A 14,884-nucleotide genomic window follows, 5' to 3' on the forward strand; every position below is an offset into this window, starting at 1 on the left:
GGTGTCGGCGGGTGACGATTTGGGCGTACCCCCGCCGTATGAGGAACCCGCCGACACCGCAGCCTCGCCCCCATAGAAACCCAAACGCTCAGCCACACCATGCACCTCACCCATGGACTCAGCGTATTCCCGCAGCGCCAGCCCCGTGTGCGATGTCGCGTGTTGGCGCACATCTTCGGGCGTGCCCTCGGCCACGACCAAGCCCCCGGCATAGCCGCCCTCTGGGCCCAAGTCGATCAGCCAATCGCTGGCCCGGATCACATCCAGGTTGTGCTCGATGACGATGAGCGAATGCCCCGCTTCGAGCAGCTTGCGCAATGCGCGCATGAGCTTGGCGATGTCGTCAAAATGCAGACCGGTGGTTGGCTCGTCAAACAAAAACAGCGTGCCCTTGCGCGCCAGGCTCTGGCGACTCTTGGACGCACTTTTGGCCGCCTCGGCCAAAAAGCCAGCCAACTTGAGGCGCTGTGCCTCACCGCCCGACAAGGTGGGCACGGGCTGGCCCAGGCGCACGTATTCCAAGCCCACATCCACAATCGGTTGCAGGGCGCGGATGACTTCGCGGTCTTGCGCAAACAATGCCGCCGCTTCGCTCACGGTCAGCTGCAAAATGTCGGCCACATGGAGGTGCCGCACCGCGCCGCCGATGGCCTGGCGCTCAATGGTGATCTCCAGAATTTCGGGGCGGTAACGCTTACCGTCGCAATCGGGGCAGCGCAAATACACGTCGCTCAAAAACTGCATCTCGACGTGCTCGAAACCCGAGCCGCCGCAGGTTGGGCAGCGGCCATCGCCACCGTTGAAGCTGAACTTGCTGGCGGTGTAGCCGCGCTGACGTGACAGCGGCGCGGTGGCAAAAATCTCGCGGATCGCGTCCCACGCGCCCACATAGCTCACCGGGTTGGATCGTGCGGTTTTGCCGATGGGTGACTGGTCCACAAACACCACATCGCTCAGGTGGTCTGCGCCCAGCAGGCGGTCGTGCGCGCCGGGTGTTTCGGTGGCTTTGCCAAAGTGGCGCATCAGCGCCGGGGCCAGTACGTCCTGAATCAAACTCGACTTGCCCGAGCCGCTGACGCCGGTGATGGTGACCAAGCGCTGCAGCGGAAAGTCCACGCTGATGTTTTGCAAGTTGTGCTCGCGTGCGCCTTCCAAAATCAAACGCGGCGTGCTGTCAGACACCATGCGTTTGAAGCCCAAGCCCACTTGCTTGCGGCCGCCCAGGTAGGCACCTGTGAGCGTGTCGGCCTTGCGCAGGTCGGCGGTGGTGCCGTCAAACACGATTTGCCCGCCGCGCTCGCCAGGCCCGGGGCCCATGTCGATCATGCGGTCGGCGGCCATCATCACCGCCGGGTCGTGCTCGACCACGACCAGGGTGTTGCCCGCGTCGCGCAGGCGGTGCATGGCCTGTGTGATGCGGTGCATGTCACGCGGGTGCAGGCCAATGCTGGGCTCGTCCAGCACAAACAAGGTGTTGACCAAGCTGGTGCCCAGGGCGGTGGTGAGGTTGATGCGTTGCACTTCACCGCCGCTCAATGTGCGGCTTTGGCGGTCGAGGGTAAGGTAGCCAATGCCCACATCGCACAGGTATTTGAGGCGGGTGGTGATTTCTTCGAGCAGCAGCTGCAGGGCTTTTTGTTCGGCGCTGGGGCCTCGGCTCGTGGGTTCTGCTGAGAGTCGGTCTGCATCAGCGCGGGGGGCGGGCTCCTCATGAGGCGGGGGTACGCCAAAATCGTCGCCCGCCCCCCGCTCTGACGCAGACCTTGTGGTGGATCGAACGTCAGAAGCCGACACCCGGTCAAAGAACAAACGCAAGCGGTCCAGCGGCATGATCATCATGTCGTGCAGACTCAAACCCGGCAGCGCCTCCAATTGCGCCCGCGTCCACTTCACGCCCGCAGGCATGAAGCGCTTTTCTACGGGCAGAACCCCGTCGGCGTCCGAATGGCTGCCAATGCGCCAGAGCAAACTCTCGGTCTTCAAACGCGCCCCGTGGCAGGTCGGACACTCGGTGTAACTGCGGTACTTGGACAAGAGCACCCGGATGTGCATCTTGTAGGCCTTGCTCTCGAGGTAATCGAAAAAGCGCTTCACGCCGTACCACTGGTGGTTCCAGCGGCCCTTCCATTCGGGCGAACCGTGGATCACCCAGTCTTGCTGTGCCTGGGTCAACTTGTCCCAGGCGGTGTCGCGCGGAATGCCTGCGGCCTCGGCGTGGCGCATCAGGTCGTCCTGGTTCTCTTGCCAGGCGGGTGTTTGCAGTGTCTTGATGGCCCCGGCCCGCAAAGTGAGCTTGGGGTTGGGAATGACCAGGCCGTAATCGACCCCAATCACCCGGCCAAACCCCCGGCAGGTCTCGCACGCGCCCACGGCCGAGTTGAAGGAGAACATCGATGGGATCGGGTCGGTGTAACGTTGGTCGCTGTCGGGGCAATGCAGGCCTGTCGAAAAGCGCCAGATGTCAAAGGCAGGCTCAGGGGAGGAAGAAGCGGAGAAATTGGGGTCAGACCCCAATTGATCGGCATACACATTCAAGCGGCCACCGCGCTTCAGGGCCACTTCGATGGCTTCAACCACACGGGCTTTTTCGGCATTGCCGATGCGAAAGCGGTCGGCGATCACGTCCAGCACCTTGCGCGGGCCGGTGGGTGTGGCCACTTCGCGTTCAGCCTGCACTTTGGTGAAGCCGCTGGCCGAGAGCCACTGCGCCACTTGCTCAGCGCTGGTGTTGGCGGGCAGCTCGACCGGGAAGGTCAGGTACAAGCGCGGGTCGCCCGCTTGGGCGGCACGCTGGGCCAGTTCGGCGTAAATCGTGTCGGGGTTGTCGTGGCGCACCGGCTGCGCGGTGTCCTTGTCGAACAACTGACCCAGACGGGCGAACAACAATTTCAGGTGGTCGTTCAGCTCGGTCATGGTGCCCACGGTAGAGCGTGAGCTGCGCACCGGGTTGGTCTGATCGATCGCAATCGCCGGGGGCACGCCTTCAACTTTGTCCACCGCCGGTTTGTCCATGCGGTCCAAAAACTGCCGGGCGTAGGCGCTGAAGGTCTCCACATAGCGGCGCTGGCCTTCGGCGTACAGCGTGTCGAACACCAGGCTCGACTTGCCCGAACCGCTGGGGCCGGTGACCACCGTGAGTTCACCGGTGCGGATGTCCAAGTCGAGGTTTTTGAGGTTGTGCTGACGGGCACCACGGATGCGAATGAGACCTTGGGACATGCTGGGCTTTGTGGGGTGGAGGCCAAACATTCTAGGGCCGCGCCCCATGCACCTTGAACAAGTCACGTTTGTCCCTTTTTCTTGACCGGGATCATGAAAACAGACGACTTTTCAGCCGCACAAACCTGGCAAATGACAAAATGAAATCACCGTGTTCACCCAAAAAGAGCGAGGCCAGAACATGTCCATGGTGAGCACCGATCACGCCGCAGCACCCAAGGCCATCGCCTTGCCCGATTCAGCCCAAGAACGTGCTGAAAACGCAAGCTTGTTCGGCATGCCACTGCAAGCCTTGGTTCAGCGCAACCCCCTCACCTTGCCATTGAATGCCAGCGTGCTCGAAGTGGCCCGCACCCTGCGCTGGATGGGCATGGTCAGCGCATCCGACCTGATGCGCCAGCAAAGCACAGCGCCGGTGCACTTGGCGCGCGACATCCACCGACAAACCACGCTCGAAGGGCTGGTGGGCATCGGTCAACGGGTCAAGGCCCTGCAAAACCATTTGAGTGCAGCCAACGCCAGCGCCTACCAAACCGGTCACATCATCACGGCCATCACCGATGCTTTGACCTGTCGCCTGATTGCGCTGACCGAGTCGGCATTGGGACCACCGCCTGTGCCCTATGTGTGGGTGGCGGCGGGTTCGCAAGGGCGTTGCGAACAAACCGCCAAATCGGACCAAGACAACTGCATGATTTTGGACGATGCGTATGAGCCAAACTTGCATGGCGACTATTTCAAGACCTTGGCTCGCCAGGTCTGTGACGGCTTGGCCGCCTGCGGCTACATCCACTGTCCGGGTGAGATGATGGCCATGACCGACACATGGCGACAACCCTTGCACGTTTGGCGTCGGTATTTTCAACGCTGGACAGAAAATCCTGAGCCCAAGGCTTTGATGCTGATCACGGTCTTTTTTGATCTGCGGGCGGTTCACGGCCAACTCGAATTGCTTCAGGCATTGCGCCAAGACGTGCTGGCGCATACGCCCCAAAAAAGCCTGTTTTTGGCGCATGTGGTGAACAATGCACAACGGCAACGCCCGCCACTGAACTTGTTTGGCCAAATCGCCAGCAGCCACAGCGGCGCGCACGCCGGGACGGTCGACCTGAAAAACCATGCCATCACCCCCATCGTGGATTTGGCCCGCATCTGCGCCTTGGAGTCCGGCTTGCTCGAAGTCAACACCCGTGACCGCATCGAAAAAGCCTCGAAACGGGGTGAATTGTCTGAGTCCAGTTCGCACGACTTGCGGGACGCTTTCGAGTTCGTGTCCCGACTGCGCATCGCCCACCAAACCTTTTGCATGCGGCGTGGCCTGGAGCCTGACAACCACCTGCATTTGCAAGAACTGTCGAATTTCGAACGCGGTCATCTGCGCGACGCCTTGTTGGTCATTCAATCGCTGCAAGATGTCTGGGCCCAGCGCTACCCCTCAGGCTTGCTTTGAAACTTTGGGCGCTCTGCAGTGCTTGCCATGCACCCGCTTTACATGCAAGGGTAAACACCGAATATCGGTGTGGCATTGCGCCAACAAGCGCCATGGGTTTTTGCGTATCCTTGCGCATGCCTGAAATTCACACGCCATCTGCCGCGCTGAAAAAACGTCAAAACCGTTTGAAGTGGGGCTTGTTGTCGGTTTGGCTGTTGACCAGTTTTGGGCCTGGTTTTTTTGCTCGCGATTTGGCCATCGAAATCAATGGTTGGCCTCTTTATTTTTGGATGGCCGCACAAGGCTCTTTGCTGATTTTCATGGCCATCGTGGTGCTTTATGCATGGCTCATGAACCGCTGGGAGGCCGAAGAAGTTGCCCAACTCAGCGCGGCATCCCATCGTTCTTCTCTCTCAGACCCGCACGCATCTGACTGATTGTGCGTTCAGCGCACCCCCACACCAGGCCCGTGTGAGGCGCGTGCCATCTTATTCAGCATTCGCACGGCCTTCAACAGATCTTCGCCCGTTGATCTGGGTCAAAACAAGATGTGGCGCCATCGCTATGGTTCAACCTGAACACGCGCATGCTGCCAATTGATCTGCAGGCAAATCAAGTGCCCGCCGCCTCAATTTAAGTGTTTACCCTAGGATTGGCGGCATCTTATAGCCGATGAAATCTCCGAGTAAGTTAACAAGCCTAAATTTATAAGGTAATTATGTGGCAGGCACTCCACCCGCCCATCAGTACAGGATTTACCTAAACCGCCGGGCTTTGAAACCCGACATCCCTTGAGGAAACGACATGTCAACAACAGAACAGTCAACCAACGTGCGGGAACGCTCCCGTCCGATGACGCCGGAGGAGAAGAAGGTCATCATGGCTTCTTCAGCCGGCACCATTTTTGAGTGGTACGACTTTTACCTTTACGGCGCACTGGCCGCCATCATTGGTGCGCAATTCTTCACCGCCTTCCCAGAAAACACCCGCAACGTTTTTGCCCTGCTCGCTTTTGCCGCGGGCTTCATCGTGCGCCCCTTCGGCGCGCTGGTCTTCGGCATGTTGGGCGACATGATTGGTCGCAAGCACACCTTCTTGATGACCATCGTCATCATGGGCGTCTCCACTTTCCTGGTGGGCGTGCTGCCCAACTACGAAAGCTGGGGCGTTGCTGCGCCCATCATCCTGATCCTTTTGCGCATGGCCCAAGGCCTGGCTCTGGGCGGTGAATACGGTGGTGCGGCCATCTATGTGGCCGAACACGCGCCTGCCAATCAGCGCGGCTACTTCACGGCGTTCATTCAGACCACGGCCACTTTGGGCCTGCTGCTCTCGCTGATCGTCATTTTGTCGGTGCAAGGCTATGTCAACGGCAACTACCCCGACGTGCCCTTGATGAAAGACGGCGTGGCCGTGCTCATGGCCGACGGCAACCCCACCATGGTCAAGGCATTCAATGCCTGGGGCTGGCGTGTTCCTTTCATTGGCTCCATCTTCTTGCTGGCGATTTCGCTGTACATCCGCTTGCAGATGAACGAAAGCCCTGCCTTCAAGAAAATGAAGGAAGAAGGCCGCACCTCCAAGGCGCCTTTGAGTGAGGCCTTTGGCAACTGGAAAAACGGCAAGATCGCCCTGATCGCTTTGCTGGGTCTGGTGGCGGGTCAAGCTGTGGTTTGGTACACCGGCCAGTTCTACGCTTTGTTCTTCATGCAGAACGTCATCAAGATCGACAGCTTCACGGCCAACGTGATGGTGGCTTGGTCGCTGATCTTGGGTACAGGCGGCTTCTTGTTCTTCGGCTCTTTGTCGGACCGCATTGGTCGCAAGCCGATCATTTTGGCCGGCTGCGCCTTGGCTGCGGCGACCTTCTTGCCCGTGTTCAGCTTTTTGACTGAAACGGCCAACCCCGCCATTTACCAAGCACACAAGACGCCCGTTTCCGTCAAGGTTTCGGCTGAAGATTGCTCTTTCCAGTTCAACCCCACGGGCACTGTGAAATTCACCTCGTCTTGCGACATTGCCAAGGCTCAACTGGCACGTTCTTCGGTGAACTACACCACCGAAGAAGGCGCTGCCCCTGGCACACTGACCATCGTGAAGGTGGGCGAAACAGCCATCGAGTCTTATGACGCAGGCAAGCTGACTGGCGATGATCTGAAAAAGGCCAAAGCCGCTTTCGACAGCAGCCTGAACGCAGCCCTCAAACAAGCGGGTTACCCCCTGGTGCCTGCTGACAACAAAACCATTGCCAAGGCCAGCAGTTTTATGGACATCTTCACGGCACAGAAGATGACCATCATTGTGATCTTGACCTACTTGGTCCTGCTCGTGACCATGGTCTATGGCCCCATCGCCGCCATGCTGGTTGAAATGTTCCCCACACGCATCCGTTACTCGGGCCTGTCTTTGCCGTACCACATCGGCAACGGCTGGTTCGGTGGCTTGATGCCGGCCACAGCGTTTGCGATCTCTGCGCAGACCGGCAACATCTACTCCGGCCTCTGGTATGCCATCGTGATTGCGGTCATGACGGTGGTGATCGGTACCTTGTTTGTGCCAGGCGGCACGCACAAAAAGGACATCTTCGCCGGCGACCGCGACGCCCGATAAGTTCAACGTCGACCCGACTCGGTTGCAAACAACCGAGCTCGGGCCTCACGGCTGCGTTGCCCCTGACAAGGCAACGGGCCGGTTGGCTTCTTCCAAATCGGGTTGGTCCAACCCAGCCCGATTTGCAAGGCGCAGACCATGGCAAACTTCATGCTCGTTGCTCGGAAAAGGAAATGACACTGTGATTGAGCTTGTGTTGTCGCAATTGAGCGACGTGTTTCGCATTGGTCTGATCATTGCCTTGGTGGTCACCATGCTCAGAACATCCTCGGTGACAGGGCGCGTGCTGCCCTTGATCGCGGGCGTGGTGTTCGTGGCCGTGATCGTGCCGAGCACCCTGTCTGGCGGCACGGAGTCGCTCAGCCAAGCAATCGCCGCCGGCCTGATCTCCAACCTGATCATTTTGGCCCCTGTACTGCTGCTGGCGCAACTGATTGCTCGCTTGCGCCGCTGACGCTGCACTTCTGCGTCCCATCCGATGGGCGCCCCATGACGGCCAACAGAGCAGGCCACAGCCTGCGTTTGCGCTGTGAATCGGCGCAATTTGCCTAAGTGTTTTCCCTCGAACCCACATCGCCCAGTCTGTAAGCCTTCGGACAGCAATTTGTCAGGCATTTGTCAGCTTGGCAATTTCCCCGAGTGAGGCCACCGAATAGACATCAAAAAAAAAGGTTTTTCAACCGCTGCGGTCAGGTTTTGAATGGGGCTCGCTGGGTTTGGACGATTGCAAACTTGCCCCTAGAATCCAAAAAAATTGATCCGGTCGCCCCAAAAATGGAACCTTATGCTGCTCGCTGTCGTCATCGCCAAGAGTCTGATTGAACTTTCTTTGATGTTCATCATTGGGCGTTTCTTGCTGGGATTGCTGGCGGGCGCCAAACGCGACACCAATGTTTTTTACCAGCTGCTCGACGTGGCCTCCAAGCCCGCGCTTTGGCTCACACGCAAGATCAGCCCCAAATTGATCCTCGACCAGCACATCCCCTTGGCCACCAGCAGCTGGTTGCTCATCGCTTGGGTGCTGGTGTTGCAATTGAAAATTGACCTCTGCCTCGAGCTGGGAATCGCCACATGTCAGTGAAAACCCATCTCTCGCCCACCGGCGTCAACACCTCCAATCGCGGCAAGTGTTTTTGGCTGCGCCTGCAGGCCAAAGCTTTTTTGGTGCTGGGCATGCGCAGCAAAGCCCATGCGGTGTTTCAAGAGATCCTGGACCTCAATCCCCAGGACGTCTTGGCTCTGAACAGCCTGGGCTTCAATGAATTGAACGATCGGCGCTTGCTTCAGGCTTTGGGCTTTTTCGAGCGCGCGTTGGCGCTCACCCCGGCCAACGCCAATTCGCACTTCAACGTGGGGTTTGTCTGCGAAGAATTAGGGCGCAGCCAAGAAGCAGAACACGCGTTCAGGGCCGCCCTCCAAATAGACGAAAAAATGGACCGCGCTTGGTATGGCCTGGGCTTGGTGCTGGTGCGTCAACGGCGTTTTGAAGAATCTTTGGTGGCCTTTGAGCGCAACACCAAGTTGCAATCGATGAGCCCCTACGCCTGGTACCAAATGGCCCGCGTGCACATGGAGATGCATGCCCCCGAAAAGGCGCTGGAAGTCATGCGCCACCTGAACGGTTTCGAGCCCAAGGTCGCCGCACAACTCGAGCGAGAAACCGGGCTCAAGTTGAACACGCTCATGTGAGTCCCTGCCCTCTGATTGGGGGCAAGAAATTCAAATGTGACAGTTGGTAGTTTGATTTTTTAACGAGAAGGAGAAGACAATGCAGCTCACTGCAAGGCACCAGGAATACTGGAGCAAAAACTTAAGGATCACGGGGCTCTTGCTGGCCCTGTGGTTCTTTGTCACGTTCGTACTTTTGTACTTTTCGCGTGATTTGACGTTCAGCTTTTTTGGCTGGCCGTTCTCGTTTTGGGTTGCAGCCCAAGGCGCATTGATCGTGTACTGCCTGATCATTTGGTACTACGCCCGCTACATGAACAACCTTGACAAGGAATATGGCGTGGCAGAAGGAGAAGAGTCATGAGCGTATTTGACGGAGTGGGGCAAACCCAAAGCCAGTTTCAGAAATCTCTGAACAAGGTCTTCCTTTTCTACGGCGGTGGCTTTGCGGCCTTCGTCATCGTGCTCGCCATCCTTGAGCAAATGGGCATGCCCAAAGAGTACATCGGTTACGCCTTCTTGGCCGCCACCGTGCTCTTGTACGGCGGCATTGGTGTGATCAGTCGCACCAACGATGCGGCCGAGTACTATGTGGCGGGCCGACGCGTGCCGGCCATTTACAACGGCATGGCCACCGGCTCTGACTGGATGTCGGCGGCTTCCTTCATCGGTATGGCCGGTACGCTTTACCTGACAGGTTACGGCGGTTTGGCCTTCATCTTGGGCTGGACTGGCGGTTACTGTTTGGTGGCTTTGTTCTTGGCGCCTTACCTGCGTAAGTTTGGCCAGTTCACCATCCCTGACTTTTTGGGCGCACGCTACGGCGGCAACATGGCGCGTCTTATTGGCGTGTTTGCGGCCATCTTGGTGTCCTTCGTGTACGTGGTGGCGCAGATTTTCGGCGTGGGCCTGATCACAGCCCGTCTGACAGGTCTCTCCTTCGACGTGGGCGTGTATGTCGGCTTGGCCGGTATCTTGGTGTGCTCGTTCTTGGGCGGTATGCGCGCTGTGACCTGGACCCAGGTGGCCCAATACCTGATCCTGATCGTGGCTTACATGATCCCCGTGGTTTGGTTGTCGGTGAAACACACCAGCAATCCTCTGCCGCAAGTCTCTTATGGCTATTTGCTTGAAAAAGTGACCGCCAAAGAAGAGCAACTGCTGAAAGACCCCAAAGAACTCGAAGTTCGCGGTATCTTCAAAGCACGTGCCGATGCAGCCGCTGAAAAGCTGAAAGACGTGCCAGCAGCCATGGCCGCTGACAAAGAAGCAGCCACCAAAAAGCTGGAAGACCTGAAGGCCGCCAACGCACCGGCAGCTGACATCCAGGCCGCTGAAAAGGCTTTGGCTGGTTTGCCCAAAGACGAAGCGGCTGCCAAAGCGGCCTACACCGCTGCGCGCGCTGCCAATGCACCCCGTGCCAACCCACCCCTGCGCCATGCTGAGCCCTTCCCAGGCAAAGACGACGCTGCCCGGGATGTGGCCCGTAAGAACTTCTTGGCGCTGGTGTTCTGTTTGATGATCGGTACGGCTGCTTTGCCACACATCCTGATGCGCTTTTACACCGTGCCTTCGGTGCGTGAAGCGCGTGAGTCGGTGGCTTGGTCGCTGTTCTTCATCTCTTTGCTGTACTTCACGGCGCCTGCTTTGGCGGTGCTGGTCAAGTTCGACATCTACACGATCCTGGTCGGCACACCGTTTGACCAGTTGCCGGGATGGATTGCCCGCTGGAACGTGGTCGACCCCACACTGATGGCAGTTTCTGACATCAACAAAGATGGCATCTTGCAGTTGGCAGAGATCCGCTTGGGCGGTGACATCGTGGTCTTGGCCACACCTGAAATCGGCGGCTTGCCGTTCGTGATTTCGGGTCTGGTGGCAGCCGGTGGTTTGGCCGCGGCCTTGTCCACAGCCGATGGCTTGTTGCTGACCATTGCCAACGCCTTGTCGCACGACGTGTACTACAAAGTGATCGACCCCAACGCCTCGGCCAACCGCCGTGTCGCGATCTCCAAAGCCATTTTGGTGTTTGTGGCCTTGGCGGCGGCTTATGTCGCATCCCTGCGCATGGCGGACATTTTGTTCCTCGTGTCTGCGGCCTTCTCGTTCGCTGCGGCAGCCTTCTTCCCTGCGTTGACCCTGGGCATCTTCTGGAAGCGTGCCAACAAATGGGGCGCTTCGCTGGGCATGTTGGCTGGTTTGGGCATCTCGTTCTACTACATGACCAAGACCCATCCTTGGATGTACGGCTTGTTCCATGAGGGTTCGTTGACGCCTGAAATCCTGAAGGCCAACACCTGGTGGGACATCGCCCCCATCTCGGCTGGTATCTTCGGCGTGCCATTGGGCTTCGCGGTGATCATCATCGTGTCGCTGCTGACCAAGGCACCGGACCAAGAAGTGCAGGAAATGGTCGAGAACGTTCGTTTCCCCAGCTTTGACGGCACCACCTCACAAGGGTCTGCTGCTCACTAAAAGGTCGATGTTGGCAAGACCTGTCTTGCCAACCTGAACCCTTCTCATAAAAAACCCCGATCGCATTCAGCGATCGGGGTTTTTTTATGGCGCTTGTGCGTGGCCCGTCAAATCATAAACGCCGCACCCCGACACCACACAAGGACGGCGCTTGCCAGTCCGGGCCATCGAACCAAGGGTCGCCTTGCAGATAGGCCCGCAGCATGGGCAAGGCGTCTTGCCCCCAAAAGTGACGGCCATCCACCACCCAGGTCGGCACGCCAAAGATGCCTTGCGCCACAGCGCTTTCGGTCTGTGCTTGCAAGGCTTGCTTGACCGCTGGGCTGCTCGGATCCAAAACAGGTTGGAGCTCTGCCGTGAGCTGTTGCAATCTTTCCGCATCGGCGGCATCGCCACCGGCACACCACACATGGCGGAAAATTTTCTCGCACACCCAGCGGCTGGGCTCGCCGCCCACATCGCTGGCGGTGGCCAAGCGCAACAAGCCCAAGGGGTTGAACGGGTGCATGGCAGGCAGCTGCAAGGGCGTGCCTTGTTGCCGTGCTTGCCACAGCACTTGGCGGTAAGTCCAATCGCGCTTGGCAGGAATCTCGGCCGGCCCCAGTTGCCCATGGTGCTTGAGCAGCGCAGCAAACAAAATCGGCTTGTGCACCACCCGGTGGCTGATGCCTTGCAAGGCTTGGGGCAAGGCATCAAAACCCAACCAGGCATAGGGCGAGATGAAATCAAAATAAAAAGCAATGGTTTTCATGGCAACTCTCAATGAATGGAATCTGTCAATCGGTTCAGTCACACCGTGCACGCCCTAGGGTCAACACCAGCTTGCGCATCCGGGCGTTGCAGCCCATGATTTTGTCATTCAACCCCAACCGTGCGATGCCCCACAGCATCACAGCTTTTCAGTCGTTCAAAGAGGCGCACATGTACCAACACATCATCTTGGCTTATGACGGATCGGTCTCGGGCCAAAAGGCCTTGATTGAACTGAAAGAACTGGCCCACTGGGGCCAACCACAATTGACGCTGGTGGCCGTGGCCCCCAACCCCTTGGATGTGGGGTCTATGGAAATGGGTTACTACACCTCGGTGGACCCGGAACCTCTTCAAGAAACACTCCAAGAGCAACTGGCTCAGGGGGTGAACACCCTGCAAGCCATGGGTTTTGCGGCGAAAGGGGAGATCCTGAAAGGGGAGATCATCCACGAGCTGACGCAATTTGCAGAGCGCGCCCAAGCCGACCTGATCGTGGTGGGCCACAAGCACGAAAAGAACATTTTGCGCCGCTGGTGGAGTGGCTCGACGGCCAAATCACTGGTCGAAGAGTCACCCTGCAACGTGTTGATCGTGGTGGCGCGTGACCGTTGACCCCATCAGACCCGCGCGATTTCAGCCCTCTGAGGCCAAAACCAGGCGCTGCTGAATGTTGCGCCACACCAAACGCTTGGCCTCATCCGACATGCGGCCCCAGTTGCCAATCTCGGGCAGGGTTCTCAAACACCCCTCACAGTGCCCGCCCTCGGGGTGCATCAGGCACACCGACACGCAGGGCGATGGCACATGGGGCTCTTCAAATGCCAGCACCTGACTGGCACGCTGCGCCAACAATTTGAAGTGCGGCTTCATGGCTCAGCCCGCCCGCTTGTTGAGGATGGCCTTGGCCACATTCGAGTTGGGTTGGCGGCCTAAAAATTGGCTGATGAAAGCGCCTGCATCCACCAGTTTGTCCAAGTCAATACCGGTCGTGATGCCCATGCCATTGAGCATGTACACCACATCTTCGGTGGCCACATTGCCCGTGGCCCCTTTGGCATAAGGGCAGCCGCCCAGACCCGCCACCGAGGACTGGAAGTTCCATACCCCCATCTGCAGCGAAGCCAAGGTGTTGGCCAGTGCCTGGCCATAGGTGTCGTGAAAATGGCCGCAGATGTGGTCGATGTCGAAATGCTTTTGCGTGGCTTCAATGGCTTTTTGAACCTTGAGCGGTGTGCCGGTACCGATGGTGTCTGCCACATCCACGCGCTGCACGCCGATCTGTTTCATCAAACCCGCCAGATGGGCCACGCTGGCTGGCGAGACCTCGCCTTCGTAAGGACAGCCCACCGTGCAGCTCATGGCCCCGCGCACCGCCATGCCTGCCGCCAGTGCGGCTTGCACCACCGGCGCAAAGCGTTCCATGCTGTCTTCAATCGAGCAGTTGATGTTCTTTTGGCTGAAGGCCTGGCTGGCGGCACCAAAGACCACAATCTCGTCGGGGCGCGAGGCCACCGCCGCTTGGTAACCCACCATGTTGGGCGTGAGCACCGAGTAGCGCACACCCGCTTGGCGCTGGATACCTGCCATCACGACCGCGTTGTCGGCCATCTGCGGCACCCACTTCGGGGACACAAAACTGGTGACCTCGATCTCGGTCAGGCCTGCGGCCTGCAGGCGGTGCACCAGTTCGATCTTGACCTCTGCAGGCACGGTTTGTTTTTCGTTTTGCAAACCGTCGCGGGGGCCGACGTCGATGAGTTGAACGCGAGAAGGAAGGTTCATGGTGCTCTCTGAGTATTCAATAACCGCGCAGGGCGTCCACCACACCGTTGATCGATTCACCGCGCTGCAAAGCCTGCATTTTGCCCACGATCTGGGCGATGCTCTCTTCACGCAACGTGCGGGCCGAGGTGTGGGGCGTGACGGTGATTTTCGGGTGTTGCCAAAACACATGGCCAGCGGGCAATGGTTCGGTACGGAACACATCGAGCGTGGCGCCGGCGAGATGCCCGCTGTCCATCAGGGCCAGAAGGTCCTCGTCCACCAGGTGCTTGCCGCGCGCCACATTGATGACATAGCCACCCTTTTGCAGCTGCGAAAGGGTGGCGTGGTTCAGGATGTTTTCGGTGTCGGGCGTGAGCGGCAACAGGTTGACCAACACGCGCGTGGCGGCCAAAAAGTCGGGCAAGGCCTGCGCCCCGCTGAAGCAGCGGATACCGGGCAAGTCTTTGGGGCTGCGGCTGTAACCGTTGACCGGAAAATCAAACACCTGCAGCGCTTTGGCCACGCGCTCGCCCAGCACACCCAGGCCCATCACGCCGACGGCAAAGTCGGCGCGGTTACGGGGTTTGCGGTACGACCATTTGCCCGCTTGGGTGTCGGCGTCGTAGCCATCGAACTCCCGGAAATGCCGGATCACCGCATGGCACACGAACTCGGCCATTTGCACCGACATGCCCGCGTCGTCCAGCCGCACCACTTTCAGGCTGGGCGGCAATTTCAGCTGGAGCAAGGCATCCACGCCCGCGCCGATGTTGAACAAGGTCTGCAGACCCGGCTGCTCGTCGATGAACTGCTGGGGCGGGGCCCAGACGATGGCCTGCTGGGCAGGCGGTGCGCCAGGCGCCCAAGCAGAGACGGTGGCCTCGGGGAAAGCCTTTTGCAAGCCCTGCACCCAGGGCGCAGGGTCGAGCTTGTCAAAACAGATGGTGATGTTCATGAGCCGAT

14 protein-coding genes are annotated in these 14,884 nt (G+C 58.8%); 9 read left to right on the forward strand and 5 right to left on the reverse strand.

Features of this window, described 5'->3' with window-relative positions:
• On the reverse strand, positions 1 to 3,219 hold a 3,219-nt coding region (gene uvrA, locus B472_RS07950), incomplete at its 3' end, for an excinuclease ABC subunit UvrA (RefSeq protein ID WP_026039492.1).
• Between the two features lie 151 nt (positions 3,220 to 3,370).
• Between uvrA and B472_RS07955 the strand changes: the two genes are divergently transcribed.
• From B472_RS07955 to B472_RS07990, 8 genes are all read left to right on the forward strand, one after another.
• Positions 3,371 to 4,669, forward strand: coding sequence for a DUF294 nucleotidyltransferase-like domain-containing protein (locus tag B472_RS07955; protein WP_019426686.1), 1,299 nt, complete (start codon positions 3,371 to 3,373; stop codon positions 4,667 to 4,669).
• A 116-nt stretch (positions 4,670 to 4,785) separates the two neighbouring features.
• Positions 4,786 to 5,088 carry a DUF4212 domain-containing protein gene (locus B472_RS07960; RefSeq protein WP_019426687.1) on the forward strand — a complete coding sequence of 101 codons (303 nt, stop codon included), beginning with the start codon at positions 4,786 to 4,788 and terminating at the stop codon, positions 5,086 to 5,088.
• 415 nt (positions 5,089 to 5,503) lie between these two features.
• A complete protein-coding gene (locus B472_RS07965; RefSeq protein ID WP_019426688.1) occupies positions 5,504 to 7,261 on the forward strand; it encodes an MFS transporter in 1,758 nt (585 codons plus the stop codon).
• Between the two features lie 181 nt (positions 7,262 to 7,442).
• Positions 7,443 to 7,715 carry a hypothetical protein gene (locus tag B472_RS07970; RefSeq protein WP_116798632.1) on the forward strand — a complete coding sequence of 91 codons (273 nt, stop codon included), beginning with the start codon at positions 7,443 to 7,445 and terminating at the stop codon, positions 7,713 to 7,715.
• A 330-nt stretch (positions 7,716 to 8,045) separates the two neighbouring features.
• On the forward strand, positions 8,046 to 8,342 hold the full coding sequence (locus B472_RS07975) for a hypothetical protein (protein ID WP_019426690.1): 297 nt from the start codon (positions 8,046 to 8,048) through the stop codon (positions 8,340 to 8,342).
• Positions 8,333 to 8,950 carry a tetratricopeptide repeat protein gene (locus B472_RS07980; protein WP_019426691.1) on the forward strand — a complete coding sequence of 206 codons (618 nt, stop codon included), beginning with the start codon at positions 8,333 to 8,335 and terminating at the stop codon, positions 8,948 to 8,950. The genes B472_RS07975 and B472_RS07980 overlap by 10 nt, the downstream gene beginning before the upstream one ends.
• Positions 8,951 to 9,029: 79 nt before the next feature.
• Positions 9,030 to 9,293, forward strand: a complete 264-nt coding sequence (locus B472_RS07985) for a DUF4212 domain-containing protein (RefSeq protein WP_019426692.1) — start codon at positions 9,030 to 9,032, stop codon at positions 9,291 to 9,293.
• Positions 9,290 to 11,404: a sodium:solute symporter family protein gene (locus tag B472_RS07990; RefSeq protein WP_019426693.1), complete on the forward strand. Its 2,115-nt coding sequence runs from the start codon at positions 9,290 to 9,292 to the stop codon at positions 11,402 to 11,404. The genes B472_RS07985 and B472_RS07990 overlap by 4 nt, the downstream gene beginning before the upstream one ends.
• A 112-nt stretch (positions 11,405 to 11,516) precedes the next feature.
• Here B472_RS07990 and B472_RS07995 read toward each other — a convergent pair whose 3' ends face one another.
• Positions 11,517 to 12,155, reverse strand: coding sequence for a 2-hydroxychromene-2-carboxylate isomerase (locus B472_RS07995; protein ID WP_019426694.1), 639 nt, complete (start codon positions 12,153 to 12,155; stop codon positions 11,517 to 11,519).
• 11 nt (positions 12,156 to 12,166) lie between these two features.
• On the opposite strand from B472_RS07995, the gene B472_RS08000 reads away from it, so the two are divergent.
• Positions 12,167 to 12,769, forward strand: a complete 603-nt coding sequence (locus B472_RS08000) for a universal stress protein (protein ID WP_081504950.1) — start codon at positions 12,167 to 12,169, stop codon at positions 12,767 to 12,769.
• A 21-nt stretch (positions 12,770 to 12,790) separates the two neighbouring features.
• Here the strand turns inward: B472_RS08000 and B472_RS08005 are convergent, their stop codons facing one another.
• From B472_RS08005 to B472_RS08015, 3 genes are read right to left on the reverse strand one after another with little or no spacing between them, the layout of a single operon-like run.
• Positions 12,791 to 13,027 (reverse strand): DUF1289 domain-containing protein, encoded by a 237-nt coding sequence (locus B472_RS08005; protein ID WP_019426696.1) that lies wholly within the window; start codon positions 13,025 to 13,027, stop codon positions 12,791 to 12,793.
• 3 nt (positions 13,028 to 13,030) lie between these two features.
• Positions 13,031 to 13,939 carry a hydroxymethylglutaryl-CoA lyase gene (locus B472_RS08010; RefSeq protein WP_019426697.1) on the reverse strand — a complete coding sequence of 303 codons (909 nt, stop codon included), beginning with the start codon at positions 13,937 to 13,939 and terminating at the stop codon, positions 13,031 to 13,033.
• 16 nt (positions 13,940 to 13,955) lie between these two features.
• Complete coding sequence (locus B472_RS08015; protein ID WP_019426698.1) at positions 13,956 to 14,876, reverse strand: glyoxylate/hydroxypyruvate reductase A; 921 nt, start codon at positions 14,874 to 14,876, stop codon at positions 13,956 to 13,958.
• Positions 14,877 to 14,884 lie beyond the last annotated feature (8 nt).

The organism is Limnohabitans sp. Rim28, assembly GCF_000293865.2.
Classification (GTDB): Bacteria; Pseudomonadota; Gammaproteobacteria; order Burkholderiales; family Burkholderiaceae_C; genus Limnohabitans_A.

Coding starts and splice junctions, on each gene's coding strand:
- B472_RS07960 (WP_019426687.1), top strand. CDS start 4,786: ATGCCTGAAATTCACACGCCATCTGCCGCGCTGAAAAAACGTCAAAAC.
- B472_RS07965 (WP_019426688.1), top strand. CDS start 5,504: ATGACGCCGGAGGAGAAGAAGGTCATCATGGCTTCTTCAGCCGGCACC.
- B472_RS07975 (WP_019426690.1), top strand. CDS start 8,046: ATGCTGCTCGCTGTCGTCATCGCCAAGAGTCTGATTGAACTTTCTTTG.
- B472_RS07980 (WP_019426691.1), top strand. CDS start 8,333: ATGTCAGTGAAAACCCATCTCTCGCCCACCGGCGTCAACACCTCCAAT.
- B472_RS07985 (WP_019426692.1), top strand. CDS start 9,030: ATGCAGCTCACTGCAAGGCACCAGGAATACTGGAGCAAAAACTTAAGG.
- B472_RS07990 (WP_019426693.1), top strand. CDS start 9,290: ATGAGCGTATTTGACGGAGTGGGGCAAACCCAAAGCCAGTTTCAGAAA.
- B472_RS07995 (WP_019426694.1), bottom strand. CDS start 12,155: ATGAAAACCATTGCTTTTTATTTTGATTTCATCTCGCCCTATGCCTGG.
- B472_RS08000 (WP_081504950.1), top strand. CDS start 12,167: ATGAATGGAATCTGTCAATCGGTTCAGTCACACCGTGCACGCCCTAGG.
- B472_RS08005 (WP_019426696.1), bottom strand. CDS start 13,027: ATGAAGCCGCACTTCAAATTGTTGGCGCAGCGTGCCAGTCAGGTGCTG.
- B472_RS08010 (WP_019426697.1), bottom strand. CDS start 13,939: ATGAACCTTCCTTCTCGCGTTCAACTCATCGACGTCGGCCCCCGCGAC.
- B472_RS08015 (WP_019426698.1), bottom strand. CDS start 14,876: ATGAACATCACCATCTGTTTTGACAAGCTCGACCCTGCGCCCTGGGTG.